An 18660-nucleotide genomic window follows, 5' to 3' on the forward strand; every position below is an offset into this window, starting at 1 on the left:
CCGGAACCCATGAACACCCCCGTCATTGGCGTCCTGGCCCTCCAGGGCGACGTACGGGAGCACCTCATCGCCCTGGCCGCGGCCGACGCCGTGGCCAGGCCGGTGCGGCGCCCCGAGGAACTCGCCGAGGTCGACGGCCTCGTCATACCCGGCGGCGAGTCCACCACCATCTCCAAGCTCGCCATCCTCTTCGGAGTGATGGAGCCCCTCCGCGCGCGCGTGCAGGCGGGCATGCCCGTCTACGGCACCTGCGCCGGCATGATCATGCTCGCCGACAAGATCCTCGACCCGCGCTCGGGCCAGGAGACCATCGGCGGCATCGACATGATCGTGCGCCGCAACGCCTTCGGACGGCAGAACGAGTCCTTCGAGGCGTCGGTCGACGTGACGGGCGTGACGGGCGATCCTGTGGAGGGCGTCTTCATCCGCGCCCCCTGGGTCGAGTCCGTGGGCGCCGAGACCGAGGTGCTCGCCGAGCACGACGGCCACATCGTCGCGGTCCGTCAGGGCAACGCGCTCGCCACGTCGTTCCACCCGGAACTGACCGGCGACCACCGCGTGCACTCGCTGTTCGTGGACATGGTGCGCGCAAGTACGGCGGCGGAGTCCTTGTAGGATCTCTGGCGTTCGTTACAGAGATGGGTTACGCGAAGGAGACAGGCAGATGTCCGGCCACTCTAAATGGGCCACGACGAAGCACAAGAAGGCCGTGATCGACGCCAAGCGCGGCAAGCTCTTCGCGAAGCTGATCAAGAACATCGAGGTCGCGGCGCGCATGGGCGGCGTCGACCTCGACGGCAACCCGACGCTCTACGACGCCGTCCAGAAGGCCAAGAAGCAGTCGGTCCCCAACAAGAACATCGACTCCGCGATCAAGCGCGGTGGTGGTCTTGAGGCCGGCGGCGCCGACTACGAGACGATCATGTACGAGGGCTACGGCCCCAACGGTGTCGCGGTGCTCATCGAGTGCCTGACCGACAACCGCAACCGCGCCGCCTCCGACGTCCGCGTCGCCATGACGCGCAACGGCGGCTCCATGGCCGACCCGGGCTCCGTGTCGTACATGTTCAGCCGCAAGGGTGTCGTCATCGTCCCCAAGGGCGAGCTGACCGAGGACGAGGTCCTCATGGCCGTTCTGGACGCGGGCGCCGAGGAGGTCAACGACCTCGGTGAGAACTTCGAGGTGATCAGCGAGGCCACCGACCTGGTCGCGGTCCGCACCGCCCTCCAGGAGGCCGGCATCGACTACGACTCCGCCGAGTCCAGCTTCGTCCCGTCCGTCCAGGTCGAGCTGGACGAGGAGGGCGCCAAGAAGATCTTCAAGCTGATCGACGCGCTCGAGGACAGCGACGACGTGCAGAACGTCTTCGCCAACTTCGACGTCAGCGACGAGATCATGGAGAAGGTCGAGGCGTAAGCGCCGACGCGCTCTGCACGGCTGACCGGGCCGACGGGACATCCCCCGTCGGCCCGTCGCTTTGCCGGGCGTTGGTGCGGAGCGTTGTCAGTGGCACCCGATAGCCTGCACGAACAGGCGAACGGCAGGTGATCCGAGGGAGGGGGCGCGCGTGCGCGTACTGGGGGTGGACCCCGGGCTGACGCGGTGCGGTGTCGGCGTCGTCGAGGGGGTCGCGGGCCGGCCGCTGACCATGCTCGGCGTCGGGGTCGTACGGACGCCCGCGGACGCCGAGCTGAGCCACCGGCTGCTTGCCGTCGAACAGGGCATCGAGCAGTGGCTGGACGAACACCGGCCCGAGTTCGTCGCCGTCGAGCGCGTCTTCAGCCAGCACAACGTGCGCACGGTCATGGGCACCGCCCAGGCCAGCGCCGTCGCCATGCTCTGCGCCGCCCGGCGCGGCATCCCGGTCGCCCTGCACACCCCGAGCGAGGTCAAGGCCGCCGTCACCGGCAGCGGCCGCGCCGACAAGGCGCAGGTCGGGGCCATGGTGACCCGCCTGCTGCGGCTCAGCGCCCCGCCGAAGCCGGCCGACGCCGCCGACGCCCTCGCCCTCGCCATCTGCCACATCTGGCGCGCCCCCGCCCAGAACCGGCTCCAGCAGGCCGTCGCCCGGCAGACCCTCCACGCAACGAAAGGCCGTACGGCATGATCGCGTTCGTCAGCGGCCCCGTCGCCGCCCTCGCCCCCGACTCCGCGGTGGTCGAGGTGGGCGGCATCGGCATCGCCGTCCAGTGCACCCCCAACACGCTCTCCGGCCTGCGCATGGGGCAGCAGACGAAACTCGCCACCTCCCTGGTCGTGCGCGAGGACTCACTGACCCTGTACGGCTTCGCCGACGACGACGAGCGCCAGGTCTTCGAACTGCTGCAGACCGCGAGCGGAGTCGGCCCGCGGCTCGCCCAGGCGATGCTCGCCGTGCACAGCCCGGACGCGCTGCGCCGCGCCGTGGCCACCGGTGACGAGAAGGCCCTCACCGCCGTCCCCGGCATCGGCAAGAAGGGCGCCCAGAAGCTGCTGCTGGAGCTGAAGGACCGGCTCGGCGCGCCCACCGGCGCCCCCGCGATCGGTGCCCCGGTCACCCAGGGCTGGCGCGACCAGCTGCACGCGGCCCTCATCGGCCTCGGCTACGCCACCCGGGAGGCCGAGGAGGCCGTGGCCGCCGTCGCCCCCCAGGCCGAGGCCGCAGGCGGGCCACCGCAGGTGGGCCCGCTGCTGAAGGCCGCCCTGCAGACCCTGAACCGCGCCCGCTGACCCGCGCCACCCCGCTAGGAGTACCTCAGTGAACTGGGACGACACGACCGGCACCTCCGCCGAGGAGCGGCCCGTCGGCCCCGCCGCGGACCGGCTGGTGGGCCCGGTCGCCGACCGGGAGGACCAGGCCGTCGAGGCGGCCCTGCGCCCCAAGGACCTCGGCGAGTTCATCGGCCAGGAGAAGGTCCGCGAGCAGCTCGACCTCGTCCTGCGCGCCGCACGCGCGCGTGGCGCCACCGCCGACCACGTGCTGCTCTCCGGCGCCCCCGGCCTGGGCAAGACCACCCTCTCGATGATCATCGCGGCCGAGATGGGCGCCCCCATCCGCATCACCTCGGGCCCCGCCATCCAGCACGCCGGCGACCTCGCCGCGATCCTCTCCTCCCTCCAGGAGGGCGAGGTCCTCTTCCTCGACGAGATCCACCGCATGTCCCGGCCCGCCGAGGAGATGCTGTACATGGCGATGGAGGACTTCCGCGTCGACGTCATCGTCGGCAAGGGACCCGGCGCCACCGCCATCCCCCTGGAGCTGCCCCCGTTCACCCTGGTCGGCGCCACCACACGGGCGGGCCTGCTCCCGCCCCCGCTGCGCGACCGCTTCGGCTTCACCGCGCACATGGAGTTCTACGAGCCCACCGAGCTGGAGCGGGTGGTGCACCGCTCGGCCGGCCTGCTGGACGTCGAGATCGACCCGGACGGCGCCGCCGAGATCGCCGGCCGCTCCCGTGGCACGCCCCGCATCGCCAACCGACTGCTGCGCCGCGTGCGCGACTACGCGCAGGTCAAGGCCGACGGCCTCATCACCCAAGAGATCGCGGCGGCCGCCCTCGCCGTCTACGAAGTCGACGCGCGCGGCCTCGACCGTCTGGACCGGGCCGTCCTGGAGGCGCTGCTCAAGCTCTTCGGTGGCGGTCCGGTGGGCCTGTCGACGCTCGCGGTCGCGGTCGGGGAGGAGCGCGAGACCGTCGAGGAGGTCGCCGAGCCCTTCCTCGTACGGGAGGGGCTGCTCGCCCGCACTCCGCGCGGCCGGATCGCCACGCCCGCGGCGTGGGCGCATCTCGGACTGACCCCGCCACGCTCGTCAGCTGCGGGAAACGGACAACAGGACCTGTTCGGGGCGTGATGGCATTGTGACGGCGAGGGCATTGGCGGGGTCAGGAACCCAGGTGCCATGCTGAGCGTTGTTCCATGCGAGCGGACTCGCTTAGACTCCGCCGATGCCGCCCTTGTGGGCGGCGCCGACCCACCCCCATCCAAACAGGCCGCTCACCGCGCGGTCGCGCGAAGGAAATTCCGTCCCGTGAATACCTTGACCCTTCTCCCGTTCATCGTGCTCATCGCGGCCATGTTCCTGATGACGCGTTCGGCCAAGAAGAAGCAGCAGCAGGCCGCCAATATGCGGAACGAGATGCAGCCCGGCTCCGGTGTCCGCACCATCGGGGGGATGTACGCCACGGTCAAGGAGGTCAACGAGGACACGGTCCTCCTCGACGCCGGCCCGGGCGTCGATCTCCTCTTCGCCAAGAACGCGATCGGCGCCGTCCTCAGCGACGACGAGTACAACCGGATCGTCCACGGCATCGAGCACGACCTGAAGTCCGACACCGGGATCGTCCCGGACGACGCCTCCTCCCTCACCGAGACCGACGCGACCGACGCCGCTGCCGCCGCCTCCGACGACAAGGCCGTCGACCTCGGTAAGAAGGAAGCCGACGAGGACAAGGCCGAGGACAAGGCCGACGCGGCCGAGGCCGCCGACGCGAAGTCCGACGAAGAGCCGAAGAAGACCGACGGCGACTCCGAAGCGAAGTAGTAACGCCCCGGGCCGGCGCGGCACCGCACGACGCCGCCGCGCCTGCCCCGGGCGCTTCTGTTTCCCGCAGAGGATCCCGACACCATGTCATGGCCGACCGCGCCCGACCGGACGCGGGGCGGCCCGAGAGGGAGTACGAGAAGGTGGCAGCACCTAAGAGGGGCCGGAGCGCGAGCGCCCAGAGCAAGCCGGGGCGCTCGCTGGCCCTCATTCTGATCGCCATCGTGGCGCTCACCGGGGGGATGTTCCTCTCCGGAAACACCACTCCGCGTCTCGGCATCGACCTTGCCGGTGGTACGAGCATCACGCTCAAGGCGAAGGCCGACCAGGGGTCGGCGATCAACAAGGCCAACATGGACACCGCGGTCGACATCATGAACCGCCGCGTCAACGGCCTTGGCGTCTCCGAGGCGGAGGTGCAGACCCAGGGGAACGATCACATCATCGTGAACATCCCCAAGGGCACCAACTCCAAGCAGGCCCAGCAGCAGGTCGGCACCACCGCCAAGCTGTACTTCCGCCCCGTCCTCGCCAGCGAGCCCAGCGGCCCCGCCGCGAAGGCCCCGTCGCCCAGCGCCAGCTCCGGCGCCAGCGGCTCGCCGAGCCCGTCGGGCAGCTCCTCCGCGAGCCCGTCGAGCAGCGCCTCCTCGGGCCAGAAGGCGACCTCGCCCTCCACCGCGTCCCCGTCCGCGTCCGCCACCTCGCAGGGCCGTGCGGTCACCGACGCGCTGAAGGCCGACGCCACGCCGTCGTCCTCGGCCTCCCCGAGCGGCTCGTCCAGCGCGTCGCCGAGCCCGTCCGGCAGCTCCTCCGCGAGCCCGTCCGCTTCGCCGTCCGGCAGCGCCGACACCAGCAAGCTCCAGGCCCAGTACGCCGCCCTGGACTGCTCCAAGCCCGCCGACCGGGCGAAGGCCGGCACCAGCGCCAAGCCCGGCGAGCCCACGGTCGCCTGCGGTGAGAACGACAAGGTCTGGTACAAGTACCTGCTCGGCCCGGCCGCCGTGGACGGCACCGACGTGAAGAAGGCCCAGGCGGTCTTCGACACCCAGGGCGCCTCCGGCTGGCAGGTCCAGATGAACTTCACCTCCAGCGGGTCGAAGAAGTTCGCGAACATCACCGGCGAGCTGGCCAAGAACCAGACCCCGCAGAACGAGTTCGCCATCGTCCTCGACGGCAACGTCGTCTCCAGCCCGTTCGTCCAGGGCGCCATCAGCGGCGGCCAGGCGGAGATCACCGGCAGGTTCACGCAGCAGGAGGCCCAGAGCCTGTCCAACATGCTGTCCTACGGTGCCCTGCCGCTCTCCTTCAAGGAGGAGACCGTCACCACGGTGACCGCCGCGCTCGGCGGTGAGCAGCTGCACGCAGGTCTGCTCGCCGGCGCCATCGGCCTCGTACTGGTCGTGATCTACCTGGTCGCCTACTACCGCGGTCTGTCGATCGTGGCCATGGCCTCCCTGCTGATCTCCGCGATCCTCACCTACGTGATCATGTCGCTGCTCGGCCCGGCCATCGGCTTCGCGCTGAACCTGCCGGCCGTCTGCGGTGCCATCGTCGCCATCGGTATCACCGCGGACTCGTTCATCGTGTACTTCGAACGCATCCGGGACGAGATCCGCGAGGGCCGCTCGCTGCGCCCCGCCGTCGAGCGGGCCTGGCCGCGCGCCCGGCGCACCATCCTCGTCTCCGACTTCGTGTCGTTCCTCGCCGCCGCCGTGCTGTTCATCGTCACCGTCGGCAAGGTCCAGGGCTTCGCGTTCACGCTCGGCCTGACCACCGTGCTCGACGTGGTCGTCGTCTTCTTCTTCACGAAGCCGCTCATGACACTCCTCGCCCGCCGCAAGTTCTTCGCGGACGGCCACAAGTGGTCCGGACTCGACCCCAAGAGCCTGGGCGCCAAGCCCCCGCTGCGCCGTACCCGCCGTCCCGCCGGTCCTGCCGCCGGCTCCGTCGACCCGAAGGAGGCGTGAGCGAATGTCGAAACTCGGCAACCTCGGCGCCCGGCTGCACCGCGGCGAGATCAGCTACGACTTCGTCGGCAAGCGCAAGATCTGGTACGGCATCTCCATCCTGATCACCATCACGGCCATCCTCGGCCTGGCGGTGCGCGGCCTGAACATGGGCATCGAGTTCCAGGGCGGAGCGGTCTTCACGACCCCGACGCACATGAGCACCTCCGTCGCCCAGGCGGAGGGGTACGCGAAGGACGCCTCGGGCCACGAGGCGGTCGTGCAGAAGCTCGGCAACGGCAGCCTGCGCATCCAGATCGCCGGCATCGACACCGACAAGTCCGACCAGATCAAGCAGACGCTGGCCAAGGACCTGAGCCTCGACCCCGAGAAGCTCGCCGCCGACCTGGTCGGCCCCAGCTGGGGTGAGCAGATCGCCAACAAGGCCTGGGAGGGCCTGGCGATCTTCATGGTGCTCGTGGTGATCTACCTGGCCATCGCCTTCGAGTGGCGCATGGCCGTCGCGGCCCTCGTCGCGCTGATCCACGACATCACCATCACGACCGGTATCTACGCCCTCGTCGGCTTCGAGGTCACGCCCGGTACGGTCATCGGTCTGCTGACGATCCTCGGTTACTCGCTCTACGACACGGTCGTCGTCTTCGACAGCCTCAAGGAGCAGACGAAGGACATCACCAAGCAGACCCGCTTCACCTACAGCGACATCGCCAACCAGTCGATCAACGGCACGCTGGTGCGGTCCATCAACACCACCGTGGTCGCCCTGCTGCCGGTGGCGGGCCTGCTGTTCATCGGCGGCGGCTTCCTCGGCGCCGGCACGCTGAACGACATCTCGCTGTCGCTGTTCGTCGGCCTCGCGGCCGGTGCCTACTCCTCGATCTTCATCGCCACCCCGCTCGTCGCCGACCTCAAGGAGCGCGAGCCGGCGATGAAGGCCCTGCGCAAGCGGGTCCTGGCCAAGCGTGCCCAGGCCGCCGCCGAGGAGGACCTCACGGACGCCCGGTCCGCCGACGGTGCCGAGCCAGAGGACGCCGCGCCCGCCGTGGTGGGCCCGCGCAGCCAGGGCGCCGCCCGCAGCCGGGGCCGCGGCCGACCCTCCGGGAAGCGTCGATGACCGACATCGAGGAGCTGCTGCTCAGCCGCATCCGTGATGTGGCCGACTACCCGGAGCCGGGCGTGATGTTCAAGGACATCACGCCGCTCCTGGCGGACCCGGCCGCGTTCACGGCCCTGACCGACACGCTCGCCGAGATCGCCGCGAACACCGGGGCGACCAAGGTCGTCGGCCTGGAGGCCCGGGGCTTCATCCTGGGCGCGCCGGTCGCCGTGCGCGCCGGGCTCGGGTTCATCCCCGTCCGCAAGGCGGGGAAGCTGCCGGGCGCGACGCTGCGGCAGGCGTACGACCTCGAGTACGGCTCGGCGGAGATCGAGGTGCACGCGGAGGATCTGGCCTCCAGCGACCGCGTGCTGATCGTGGACGACGTACTGGCCACGGGCGGTACGGCCGAGGCCGCGATCCAGCTGATCCAGCGGGCCGGGGCCGAGGTCTCCGGTCTCGCCGTGCTCATGGAACTGGGCTTCCTGGGCGGCCGGGCGCGGCTGGAGCCCGCGCTGAACGGGGCGCCGCTGGAGGCGCTGCTCCAGGTCTGAGCGTCCGTACGGTGACGTGCGCGAGCGGCCCCGGCTTCTTCGCCGGGGCCGCTTTCGTGCTTCCCGGCGCACCACCCGCACCACCCGCCGGACCCCCCCGGTCACCGGGAGAACACCGCTCCGCCGTTCGCAGGAATCCCCTGCCGGCCCGCCGCGTTGCACTGGAAGACCGCTCTCACATCCGCCTGCAGGCGATGACAAGCCCCGGGATCGCTACCATGGGGTCTCCGGAGCCTGACCGGGGGACCCGGATCGCGCACGAGGAGCCCTCTTGCCAGACGAGGCCCAGCCACTGACCGCCGCCAAGCCCGAGCCCGCCTCGGCCTCCGCGGTGAAGCCCGCGCCGAACGCGTCCGACGCCAAGAACGACGCCCGCGGGACGGTCGAGCATGCCCAGTCCGCGCCCGTCGAGAAGACCTCCGAGGCCTCGCGGCCCAAACCGTCCCCCACTCCCGACTCCGCTCGAGCGGCGGGACCCCCGGCGCCCGTGCGCCCCGCCGCGGTCCAGCCCGCACCCCGCTCCGGCTCCTCCAACCGCGTCCGCGCCCGCCTGGCCCGCCTCGGCGTGCAGCGCGCGAACCCGTACAACCCGGTGCTCGAGCCGCTGCTCCGCATCGTGCGCAGCAACGATCCGAAGATCGAGAACTCGACCCTGCGGCAGATCGAGCGCGCCTACCAGGTCGCCGAGCGCTGGCACCGCGGCCAGAAGCGCAAGAGCGGCGACCCGTACATCACGCACCCGCTCGCCGTGACCACCATCCTCGCCGAGCTGGGCATGGACCCGGCCACGCTGATGGCGGGGCTGCTGCACGACACCGTCGAGGACACCGAGTACGGCCTCGACCAGCTGCGCCGCGACTTCGGCGACACGGTCGCCCTCCTCGTCGACGGCGTCACCAAGCTGGACAAGGTCAAGTTCGGCGAGGCCGCGCAGGCCGAGACCGTGCGCAAGATGGTCGTCGCCATGGCCAAGGACCCGCGCGTCCTGGTCATCAAGCTCGCCGACCGCCTGCACAACATGCGCACCATGCGCTACCTCAAGCGCGAGAAGCAGGAGAAGAAGGCGCGCGAGACGCTCGAGATCTACGCGCCGCTCGCCCACCGCCTCGGCATGAACACCATCAAGTGGGAGCTGGAGGACCTCGCTTTCGCGATCCTCTACCCCAAGATGTACGACGAGATCGTACGGCTGGTGGCCGAGCGGGCACCGAAGCGTGACGAATACCTGGCCATAGTGACCGACGAGGTCCAGGCCGACCTGCGTGCCGCCCGCATCAAGGCCACCGTCACGGGCCGGCCGAAGCACTACTACAGCGTCTACCAGAAGATGATCGTGCGAGGTCGCGACTTCGCCGAGATCTACGACCTGGTGGGCATCCGCGTCCTCGTCGACACGGTCCGCGACTGTTACGCCGCCCTCGGCACCGTGCACGCGCGATGGAACCCGGTCCCCGGCCGGTTCAAGGACTACATCGCGATGCCCAAGTTCAACATGTACCAGTCGCTGCACACGACGGTCATCGGGCCCAACGGCAAGCCCGTCGAACTGCAGATCCGCACGTTCGACATGCACCGGCGCGCGGAGTACGGCATCGCCGCGCACTGGAAGTACAAGCAGGAGGCCGTCGCCGGCGCCTCCAAGGTCCGCACCGACGTGCCCCGGTCGTCCGGCAAGGGCAAGGACGACCACCTCAACGACATGGCGTGGCTGCGCCAGCTGCTCGACTGGCAGAAGGAGACCGAGGACCCCAGCGAGTTCCTGGAGTCCCTGCGCTTCGACCTGTCCCGCAACGAGGTCTTCGTCTTCACCCCGAAGGGTGACGTCATAGCGCTGCCGGCCGGGGCCACCCCGGTCGACTTCGCCTACGCGGTCCACACCGAGGTCGGCCACCGCACCATAGGAGCGCGGGTCAACGGCCGTCTCGTACCGCTCGAATCCACCCTGGACAACGGCGACCTGGTCGAGGTCTTCACCTCCAAGGCGACCGGCGCCGGCCCGTCCCGCGACTGGCTCGGCTTCGTCAAGTCGCCGCGCGCCCGCAACAAGATCCGGGCCTGGTTCTCCAAGGAGCGCCGCGACGAGGCGATCGAGCAGGGCAAGGACGCCATCGTCCGCGCCATGCGCAAGCAGAACCTGCCCATCCAGCGCATCCTCACCGGCGACTCCCTCGTCACGCTCGCGCACGAGATGCGCTACTCGGACATCTCCGCGCTGTACGCGGCGATCGGCGAGGGCCATGTGTCCGCACCGAACATCGTCCAGAAGCTCGTATCGGCACTCGGCGGCGAGGAGGCCGCCACCGAGGAGATCGACGAGGCCGTCCCGCCGACCCGCACCCGCGGCCGCAAGCGCCGCTCCAGCTCCGACCCCGGCGTCGTGGTCAAGGGTGTCGACGACGTGTGGGTCAAGCTGGCCCGCTGCTGCACGCCCGTTCCCGGCGACCCGATCATCGGCTTCGTCACCCGGGGCAGCGGCGTATCGGTTCACCGCAGCGACTGCGTCAACGTGGAGTCGCTGTCCCGCGAGCCCGAGCGCATCCTCGACGTCGAGTGGGCGCCGACCCAGTCCTCGGTCTTCCTGGTCGCCATCCAGGTCGAGGCCCTGGACCGCTCCCGCCTGCTGTCGGACGTCACCCGCGTCCTGTCCGACCAGCACGTCAACATCCTCTCCGCCGCCGTCCAGACCTCCCGCGACCGCGTGGCCACCTCCCGCTTCACCTTCGAGATGGGCGACCCGAAGCACCTCGGCCACGTCCTGAAGGCCGTACGGGGCGTGGAGGGCGTGTACGACGTCTACCGCGTCACCTCGGCCCGGCAGCAGCGCTAGGGCCTGTCTTCCGGATCTTGCGGGGGTCGCGGGAACACAACTCCGCTTTCTCGCAAAGCGGTTGCCCGCGGCGCGCCCCCGGCAGGATGATCGGGGCATCCGGCGTTCGGGGGGTGCCATGGGGGGTCCAGCGGCAGATGGGCACACCATCGCCGGCCGGTACGCGATCGAGCGGCAGCTCGGCTCCGGCGGCATGGGCCGGGTCTACGAGGCCAGCGACCTGCTCCTCGGCCGACGGGTGGCCGTCAAGGTCCTGATGGGCCTCGCCGACCCGGCGCAGCAGCAGCGATTCCTGCGCGAGGCCCGCGCGCTGGCGCTGATCAGGTCCCCCAACACGGTGATCGTGCACGACATCGTCGTCGAGGACGGCGTGCCGCACCTCGTCATGGAACTGCTCCAAGGCGTCGACCTGGCGCGCCTGCTGAACATCCGCCGCACCCTGCCGCACGCCCTGGTACGGGCCGTCGCCTCCGGTGTGTGCTCGGGCCTGTCCGCCGCGCACGACGCGGGCCTGCTGCACCGCGACGTCAAGCCGAGCAACATCCATCTCACCCGGGAGGGGCAGGTCGTCCTCCAGGACTTCGGCATCGCCCACATCCGGGACACCGCGCAGACCCATCTGACCGCGACCGGCATGGCCGTCGGCACGCCGGTCTACATGTCCCCCGAGGTCATCAGCGGCGACCGCGCGGGCTCCTACTCCGACCTGTACGCCCTCGGCGCCTGCATGTACGAGATGCTCGCCGGCAAGCGCCCCTTCGAGGGCGACTCGGCCGTGACCGTCCTGTTCCGGGTGGTCCAGCAGGAGGCACCGTCGCTGCGCGGCACCCGCGGCGTCCCCGACGACCTCGCCGATCTGGTCGCCCGGCTCCTGGCCAAGGACCCCGCCCTGCGGCCCGTCGCCGACGAGGTGCAGACCCTGCTGCGCTGCCCCCCGAACGCCGCCGAACTGGTCGCCGAGGCGGCCACCGGCAACCTGCGGGAGCAGGCCGTACGCGACTTCGTCCCGGAGCCGGTGCGCCGGGTCTCGCTGGACCCCCCGGGCTCGCTGGACCCCCCGGGCTCGGACGCCCCGGGCTCTCTGGACATCTCGGGTCCGCCTGCGATCGAACCGGGAGACCCGCAGTCGGCGCCGGCGGACTCGGAGGACGTGACCCAGCACAACAGGCGGTCGCACCCCGTCGGCGAACTCGGACTGAGCGACGCCACGCTCACCAGGATCCGGCGCGGCATCTCGCCCGAGATGGCCGAGGCCCGCCAGCGGGAGGCCGTCAGCCTGCTGCTGCGCGGCTCCCTGGGAGAGGCCGTGGAGCTGCTGACCATGGTGGCGGAGGTGTGCAGGGCGTCGTTCGGACCCGGGCACCCGACCACACTCGCCTGTCACTACTGGCAGGGCGTCTGCCTGGCCCGGCTCGGCGCCGGGCCGGAAGCCGTCGCCAAGTTCGCCGACGTCACGGCGGGCGTGACAGCCGTCCTCACGGAACGCGACTGACATGGCGCCGACGCGCGGTGCCGGAAGGAGGGGAGCCGTGCCCCCGATCGAGGTGCGGTTGACCGACGCCGCCGAGCAGGAGAGCGAACTCCGGTCGCTGCTGCGGTGGTTGAAGGCCGACGAGGACGTGGGCCGGCACATACACGGCACGCTCGCCGGCTCCGAGCCCGCACGCCCGGACCACCTGGGCACGCTCCTCGACCTCATCTCGCTGGCCGTCGGCACTGGCCTGTCCGGCGCCCAGCTGACCTTCGCCATCGACCAGTGGCGCACCCACCGGCGGTCCGCGGCGCGGGTCGTGCTGCGCCGCGGCGACCTGGTGGTGGAGGTGGACGGGAGCGACCCCGAGACCGTACGCAGAGTCGCCGAACTGCTGGAGAGCGAGGAGCGGCCAGGTGACGGCGGAACTGCCTGACCCCTCGGCCTCGGCGGCCGTCCTCATCGGCACCTCCGCCTACGCGCACCTGGCGCAGCTGCCCGCCGTACCGGCCAATCTCACCGACCTCGCCACGGCCCTCCAGGACGCGAGCGTGTGGGGCCTGCCCCAGGCCCACACGCTCACCGTCAGCGAACCGGAGAACTCCGTCGCCCTCCTCGACCCCGTCTACGCCGCCGGGGAACGGGCCACGGACACCCTGTTCGTGTACTACTGCGGACACGGACTCAGGGACTCCGACTCCGCCGACCTGTATCTCGCCCTCACCGGATCCCGGGAGGGCGCCGGATACACCGCGGTCGAGTACCGGCACCTGCGCGCGGCCGTCCGCGCCTCCTCCGCGCAGCGCAAGATCGTGATCCTGGACTGCTGCTTCAGCGGCCGCGCGGCCCGTACGCTCGCCGCACCCAGCGCGCTGGCCGCTCAGGCCGGGATCCAGGGTGCCTACGTCCTGACCGCGTCCCCGAAGGACCATGTGGCCCTCGCCCCCGAGGGCGAGCGGTACACGGCGTTCACCGCCGAACTGCTGCACGTCCTGCGCCAGGGCGTGCCCGGCGGGCCCGAGACGCTCGACCTGGAGACCCTCTACCGAGCCGTCGACGCCCGGCTCGGCGCCAAGAACCGCCCGCGCCCGCAGCGCAGCCAGGAGAACGACGTGGGCCTCCTGCCGCTGGTACGCAACCGGGCCCGCGCCTCCCGGTACGCCCCGGCCGGGCCCGTCATCGACGCCGAGGTCGAGGCGGCGATGATCTCCTCCGGGCTCCAACTGGCCCGCCTGCTCAGGTCGGTGGGGCGCAGCCGCGACGCGCTGCCCGTCCTGACGATGATCCTCCAGAGCAGGGCCCCGGAGGCGGACGGCGACACCATCGGCGTCCACCTGGAGCTGGCGGAGCTGCTCACCGAGTCCGGGCAGGACCGGCAGGCCATCGAGGTGCTGGAGAGCGCGTTCCTGCTGACGCACAAGCGCTTCGGGCCGGAGGCGGTCACCGTGTGCCGCCGCCTCGCCGAGCTCCTGCAGTCCGCCGGGAACCACAGCCAGGCCTGCGAGGTCCTCCGGCACGCCCTGGACACGCTGGAGCAGAGCGTCCGCCCCCGCTGAACGGACGTGCGGACCCGCGGACCTGCCGAACCCGTCGGCCCCGCGGACCCGCCGTACCGTCGGCCCCGCCCAGGCGGCGCAGAGCCCCGGAACGGCGAAGGCCCCGCAGGGCTCGGATGAGCCGCGGGGCCTCGACCTGGGCCGGTGCCCCCGGCCGGGGCACCTCGACGTCGTCCGGCGTCGTCAGCCGCCGAACTCCTGCAGACCCTTCAGGGCCTGGTCCAGGAGCGCCTGGCGGCCCTCCAGCTCCCGCTCGAGCTTGTCGGCCTTGGCGTTGTTGCCCTGGGCGCGCGCCTGCTCGATCTGGCCCTTCAGCTTGTCCACGGCGGCCTGCAGCTGACCCGTCAGACCCTCGGCACGCGCGCGTGCCTCCGGGTTCGTCCGGCGCCACTCGGCCTCCTCGGCCTCCTGGATGGCCCGCTCGACCGCGTGCATCCGCCCCTCGACCTTGGGACGCGCGTCCCGCGGGACGTGGCCGATGGCCTCCCAGCGCTCGTTGATGGAGCGGAAGGCCGCCCGCGCGCTCTTCAGGTCCCCGATCGGCAGGAGCTTCTCGGCCTCCTCGGCCAGCTCCTCCTTGAGCTTCAGGTTCTCGGACTGCTCCGCGTCCCGCTCGGCGAACACCGAGCTGCGCGCCGCGAAGAACACGTCCTGGGCACCGCGGAAACGGTTCCACAGGTCGTCCTCGTGCTCGCGCTGGGCACGGCCGGCCGCCTTCCACTCCGCCATCAGCTCGCGGTAGCGAGCCGCCGTCGGACCCCAGTCCGTCGAAGCCGACAGCGACTCGGCCTCGGCGACCAGCCGCTCCTTGGTCCGGCGGGCCTCCTCGCGCTGCGCGTCCAGCTGAGCGAAGTGCGCCTTGCGACGCTTGGAGAACGCCGACCGGGCGTGCGAGAAGCGGTGCCACAGCTCGTCGTCGGACTTGCGATCCAGCCGCGGCAGCCCCTTCCAGGTGTCCACCAGGGCGCGCAGCCGCTCGCCGGCGGCCCGCCACTGGTCGGACTGCGCCAGCTGCTCGGCCTCGGTGACCAGGTCCTCCTTGGCCTTGCGGGCCTCGTCGGACTGCTTCGCCCGCTGGGCCTTGCGCTCCTCACGGCGGGCCTCGACCGTCTCCACCAGCTTGTCCAGCCGCTTGCGCAGCGCGTCCAGGTCGCCGACCGCGTGGTGCGCGTCCACCTGCTCGCGCAGGTGGTCGATCGCGGTCTGGGCGTCCTTCGCCGACAGGTCGGTGGTCTGCACTCGCTTTTCGAGGAGGCCGATCTCGACAACCAGGCCCTCGTACTTGCGCTCGAAGTAGGCAAGCGCCTCCTCAGGGGAGCCTGCCGCCCAGGAACCGACGACCTGCTCGCCGTCGGCCGTACGCACGTACACGGTCCCCGTCTCGTCGACGCGGCCCCACGGGTCGCTGCTCACAGCGCCTCCTCCACATGATGCCTGCGAGGTGCCTCCCGGCCCCCTGGCATCGTCCACAGTTTCGTCACGGCCAACATAGGCGACCAGCGGGTTGCCTGTCCGCATCCAGCGCGACCGAAATTCCGCTGTTGGCCGTCTTGAGCTTCGGGAAGTGAGCTCCAGGCAGGCGTCAGGACTTGGTGACCGTCGCCTTGTCGATCACGACCGTCGCGTTCGGGGCCCCGTCGCCGGCACCGGTGTTCTCGCCCGCCGCAGCGATCTTGTCCAGCACCTTCAGACCGGCCTCGTCGATCGTGCCGAACGGGGTGTAGTTGGGCGGCAGCGGGCTGTCCTTGTAGACCAGGAAGAACTGGCTGCCGTTGGTGTTCGGCCCGGAGTTGGCCATCGCCACCGTGCCCTTCGGGTAGACGTTGCCCTTCAGGCTCTCGTCCTTCAGGTTCTCGTCCTTGAGCTTGTAGCCCGGGTCGCCGGTGCCGGTGGCCGTCGGGTCGCCGCACTGCAGCACGTAGATGCCGTTCGTGGTCAGGCGGTGGCACTTGGTGTGGTCGAAGTAGCCCTTGCCCGCCAGGAAGGCGAACGAGTTCACGGTGTGCGGCGCCGCCGACGCCTTCAGGGCGACGTCGATGTCACCGCACGTCGTCGCGAGCTTCATCGTGTACTTCTCCGACGTGTCGATCGTCATCGCCGGCTCCTTGGCCCACTTCTCCTTCGTCGCGGAGCCCGCGGCCGGCTTCTCGCACGGATCCGGCGCCTTGCTCGCCGACGGGCTCGGGGTGACGTCGGCGCTCGCGTTCGCCTTCTTGTCGTCGTTCTTCAGCACCCCGGTCGTGTACAGCGCGACACTGCCGATCACGACCACGCCGAGCACCGACGCGATCACGGAGTTGCGCATCCGCGACTTGCGCCGCGCGTCGGTGCGCCGCTGCTGCTGCCGCAAGAACTTCTCCCGGGCGAGCTGACGCCGCCGCTGCTCCTGGCTGACCACCGGGTTTCTCTCCTCAATGCGTGTCGTGTGCCGACCGGTACGCGTGCGTCCTGTGAGCCGACAGCCGCGTATAGCCCCGTACCGTATATGGGTTCGCTGAGGAAACGGCAGCGCCGGTAGGCTCTGGACCACGGGCGCCGCGCCCGTAAGCCCTCCCGTATCGACACAAACGAAGGACGATCGTGCTCATTGCCGGGTTCCCCGCCGGGGCCTGGGGGACGAACTGTTATCTCGTCGCCCCCGCCGCCGGTGAGGAGTGCGTGATCATCGACCCGGGCCACCAGGCCGCCCAAGGAGTCGAGGACACGCTCAGGAAGCATCGGCTCAAGCCCGTCGCCGTCGTCCTCACCCACGGCCACATCGACCACGTGGCCTCGGTCGTCCCCGTGTGCGGCGCGCACGACGTACCGGCCTGGATCCACCCCGAGGACCGGTACATGATGAGCGACCCCGAGAAGGCGCTCGGCCGGTCCATCGGCATGCCGCTGATGGGCGAGCTGACCGTGGGGGAGCCGGACGACGTCAAGGAGCTGACCGACGGCGCGAAGCTGGAACTGGCCGGAGTGGAGTTCTCCGTCGCGCACGCCCCGGGCCATACGAAGGGGTCGGTGACCTTCCGGATGCCCGAGACCGCCGACATCCCGTCGGTGTTCTTCTCCGGGGATCTGCTGTTCGCCGGCTCCATCGGACGCACCGATCTGCCGGGCGGATCCATGGCGGACATGCTCGAGTCGCTGGGCCGGGTGTGCCTGCCGCTCGACGACTCCACCGTGGTGCTGTCCGGGCACGGCCCCCAGACGACCATCGGCCAGGAGCGCGCCACCAACCCCTATCTGCGGCAGGTGGCCGCCGGCCAGGGAGCGAACGCTGATGCCGCTCCCCGACGAGGAATGTGACGAGAGAGCTTCCGTGAGTACCTTCCAGGCCCCCAAGGGCACCTACGACCTGATCCCGCCGGTCTCCGCGACGTACCTGGCCGTCCGCGAGGCGATCGCCGCCCCGCTGCGCAACTCCGGTTACGGCTACATCGAGACGCCCGGCTTCGAGAACGTCGAGCTGTTCGCGCGCGGTGTCGGCGAGTCCACCGACATCGTCACCAAGGAGATGTACGCCTTCGAGACCAAGGGCGGCGACAGGCTCGCCCTGCGCCCCGAGGGTACGGCCTCCGTGCTGCGCGCGGCCCTCGAGGCCAACCTGCACAAGTCGGGCAACCTTCCCGTCAAGCTCTGGTACTCCGGCTCGTACTACCGCTACGAGCGCCCCCAGAAGGGCCGCTACAGGCACTTCTCCCAGGTCGGCGCCGAGGCCATCGGCGCGGAGGACCCGGCGCTGGACGCCGAGCTGATCATCCTGGCCGACCAGGCGTACCGCTCCCTCGGGCTCAGGAACTTCCGCATCCTGCTGAACAGCCTGGGCGACAAGGAGTGCCGTCCGGTCTACCGGGCCGCGCTGCAGGAGTTCCTGCGCGGGCTCGACCTGGACGAGGACACGCGCCGCCGGGTCGACATCAACCCCCTGCGCGTCCTCGACGACAAGCGCGAGTCGGTCCAGAAGCAGCTGACGGGCGCGCCGCTGCTGCGCGACTACCTGTGCGACGCGTGCAAGGCGTACCACGAGGAGGTCCGCGAGCTGATCACCGCGGCGGGCGTCGCCTTCGAGGACGACCCGAAGCTGGTGCGCGGCCTGGACTACTACACCCGCACCACCTTCGAGTTCGTGCACGACGGTCTGGGCTCCCAGTCCGCGGTGGGCGGCGGCGGTCGCTACGACGGCCTGTCCGAGATGATCGGCGGCCCCGCGCTGCCGTCCGTCGGCTGGGCCCTCGGCGTCGACCGCACGGTCCTCGCCCTGGAGGCGGAGGGCGTGGAGCTGGACATCCCGTCCTCCACCAGCGTCTACGCGGTGCCGCTCGGCGAGGAGGCCCGCCGGGTGCTGTTCGCCAAGGTCACCGAGCTGCGCAAGGCCGGCGTCGCGGCGGACTTCTCGTACGGCGGCAAGGGCCTGAAGGGCGCCATGAAGAACGCCAACCGCAGCGGGGCCCGCTACACGATCGTCGCGGGCGAGCGCGACCTTGCCGAGGGCGTCGTCCAGCTCAAGGACATGGCATCCGGCGAGCAGACGGCGATCGGCGTGAACGAGATCGTGGCCGAGCTGGAGGCACGGCTCGGCTAGCCGCACGACACACGCGCGCGTGGGCGCCGGACGCTCCCCGAGGAGCGTCCGGCGCCCTTGTCGTACCCGGACGCGGGCGCTGTCCGGAACCGAACG

At 70.8% G+C, this 18660-nt stretch carries 17 protein-coding genes; 15 read left to right on the forward strand and 2 right to left on the reverse strand.

The genetic code is table 11. From position 1 onward, the window contains the following. The first annotated feature begins 9 nt into the window (after positions 1-9). The 13 genes from pdxT to ABZ865_RS31350 all read left to right on the forward strand — a co-directional run bounded on the left by pdxT (position 10) and on the right by ABZ865_RS31350 (position 13994). Positions 10-615, forward strand: coding sequence for a pyridoxal 5'-phosphate synthase glutaminase subunit PdxT (gene pdxT, locus ABZ865_RS31290; RefSeq protein ID WP_361237683.1), 606 nt, complete (start codon positions 10-12; stop codon positions 613-615). 49 nt (positions 616-664) lie between these two features. After that, a complete protein-coding gene (locus ABZ865_RS31295; RefSeq protein ID WP_361237686.1) occupies positions 665-1417 on the forward strand; it encodes a YebC/PmpR family DNA-binding transcriptional regulator in 753 nt (250 codons plus the stop codon). Between the two features lie 151 nt (positions 1418-1568). Beyond that, positions 1569-2108, forward strand: a complete 540-nt coding sequence (gene ruvC, locus ABZ865_RS31300; RefSeq protein WP_361237689.1) for a crossover junction endodeoxyribonuclease RuvC — start codon at positions 1569-1571, stop codon at positions 2106-2108. Next, on the forward strand, positions 2105-2710 hold the full coding sequence (gene ruvA, locus ABZ865_RS31305) for a Holliday junction branch migration protein RuvA (RefSeq protein ID WP_361237692.1): 606 nt from the start codon (positions 2105-2107) through the stop codon (positions 2708-2710). The genes ruvC and ruvA overlap by 4 nt, the downstream gene beginning before the upstream one ends. Before the next feature lie 28 nt (positions 2711-2738). Further along, the gene (ruvB, locus tag ABZ865_RS31310) at positions 2739-3833 is read left to right on the forward strand and encodes a Holliday junction branch migration DNA helicase RuvB (protein WP_361237695.1); all 1095 of its coding nucleotides are present in this window, start codon (positions 2739-2741) and stop codon (positions 3831-3833) included. 177 nt (positions 3834-4010) lie between these two features. After that, entirely contained in the window at positions 4011-4523 is a 513-nt protein-coding gene (gene yajC, locus ABZ865_RS31315; protein WP_361237698.1) for a preprotein translocase subunit YajC, read from the forward strand. Positions 4524-4666: 143 nt separating this feature from the next. After that, positions 4667-6490: a protein translocase subunit SecD gene (gene secD / locus ABZ865_RS31320; protein ID WP_361238082.1), complete on the forward strand. Its 1824-nt coding sequence runs from the start codon at positions 4667-4669 to the stop codon at positions 6488-6490. A gap of 4 nt (positions 6491-6494) precedes the next feature. Then, entirely contained in the window at positions 6495-7604 is a 1110-nt protein-coding gene (secF, locus tag ABZ865_RS31325; RefSeq protein WP_361237701.1) for a protein translocase subunit SecF, read from the forward strand. Continuing rightward, complete coding sequence (locus tag ABZ865_RS31330) at positions 7601-8140, forward strand: adenine phosphoribosyltransferase (protein ID WP_361237704.1); 540 nt, start codon at positions 7601-7603, stop codon at positions 8138-8140. The genes secF and ABZ865_RS31330 overlap by 4 nt, the downstream gene beginning before the upstream one ends. Positions 8141-8411: 271 nt before the next feature. After that, a complete protein-coding gene (locus ABZ865_RS31335) occupies positions 8412-10967 on the forward strand; it encodes a RelA/SpoT family protein (protein WP_361237707.1) in 2556 nt (851 codons plus the stop codon). A gap of 118 nt (positions 10968-11085) precedes the next feature. Then, positions 11086-12459: a serine/threonine-protein kinase gene (locus ABZ865_RS31340; protein ID WP_361237710.1), complete on the forward strand. Its 1374-nt coding sequence runs from the start codon at positions 11086-11088 to the stop codon at positions 12457-12459. Positions 12460-12496: 37 nt separating this feature from the next. After that, on the forward strand, positions 12497-12874 hold the full coding sequence (locus ABZ865_RS31345) for a hypothetical protein (protein WP_361237713.1): 378 nt from the start codon (positions 12497-12499) through the stop codon (positions 12872-12874). Continuing rightward, entirely contained in the window at positions 12855-13994 is a 1140-nt protein-coding gene (locus ABZ865_RS31350) for a caspase family protein (protein WP_361237716.1), read from the forward strand. Before ABZ865_RS31345 ends, ABZ865_RS31350 begins: the two co-directional genes overlap by 20 nt. Before the next feature lie 183 nt (positions 13995-14177). On the opposite strand, the gene ABZ865_RS31355 is transcribed toward ABZ865_RS31350, so the two are convergent. Together ABZ865_RS31355 and ABZ865_RS31360 are read right to left on the reverse strand one after the other, a co-directional pair. Next, on the reverse strand, positions 14178-15407 hold the full coding sequence (locus ABZ865_RS31355; RefSeq protein WP_361237719.1) for a DUF349 domain-containing protein: 1230 nt from the start codon (positions 15405-15407) through the stop codon (positions 14178-14180). A gap of 169 nt (positions 15408-15576) precedes the next feature. After that, positions 15577-16392: a peptidylprolyl isomerase gene (locus tag ABZ865_RS31360; RefSeq protein WP_361237722.1), complete on the reverse strand. Its 816-nt coding sequence runs from the start codon at positions 16390-16392 to the stop codon at positions 15577-15579. 182 nt (positions 16393-16574) lie between these two features. On the opposite strand from ABZ865_RS31360, the gene ABZ865_RS31365 reads away from it, so the two are divergent. After that, a complete protein-coding gene (locus tag ABZ865_RS31365; RefSeq protein WP_361237725.1) occupies positions 16575-17288 on the forward strand; it encodes an MBL fold metallo-hydrolase in 714 nt (237 codons plus the stop codon). Between the two features lie 13 nt (positions 17289-17301). Further along, positions 17302-18564, forward strand: coding sequence for a histidine--tRNA ligase (hisS, locus tag ABZ865_RS31370; protein ID WP_361237728.1), 1263 nt, complete (start codon positions 17302-17304; stop codon positions 18562-18564). Positions 18565-18660 lie beyond the last annotated feature (96 nt).

The organism is Streptomyces sp. NPDC047085, assembly GCF_040643735.1.
In the GTDB taxonomy this organism is placed as follows: domain Bacteria; phylum Actinomycetota; class Actinomycetes; order Streptomycetales; family Streptomycetaceae; genus Streptomyces.

Excerpts from the sequence above, each read along its gene's own strand:
- pdxT (WP_361237683.1), top strand. The coding sequence starts at position 10 with ATGAACACCCCCGTCATTGGCGTCCTGGCCCTCCAGGGCGACGTACGG.
- ABZ865_RS31295 (WP_361237686.1), top strand. The coding sequence starts at position 665 with ATGTCCGGCCACTCTAAATGGGCCACGACGAAGCACAAGAAGGCCGTG.
- ruvA (WP_361237692.1), top strand. The coding sequence starts at position 2,105 with ATGATCGCGTTCGTCAGCGGCCCCGTCGCCGCCCTCGCCCCCGACTCC.
- secF (WP_361237701.1), top strand. The coding sequence starts at position 6,495 with ATGTCGAAACTCGGCAACCTCGGCGCCCGGCTGCACCGCGGCGAGATC.
- ABZ865_RS31330 (WP_361237704.1), top strand. The coding sequence starts at position 7,601 with ATGACCGACATCGAGGAGCTGCTGCTCAGCCGCATCCGTGATGTGGCC.
- ABZ865_RS31340 (WP_361237710.1), top strand. The coding sequence starts at position 11,086 with ATGGGGGGTCCAGCGGCAGATGGGCACACCATCGCCGGCCGGTACGCG.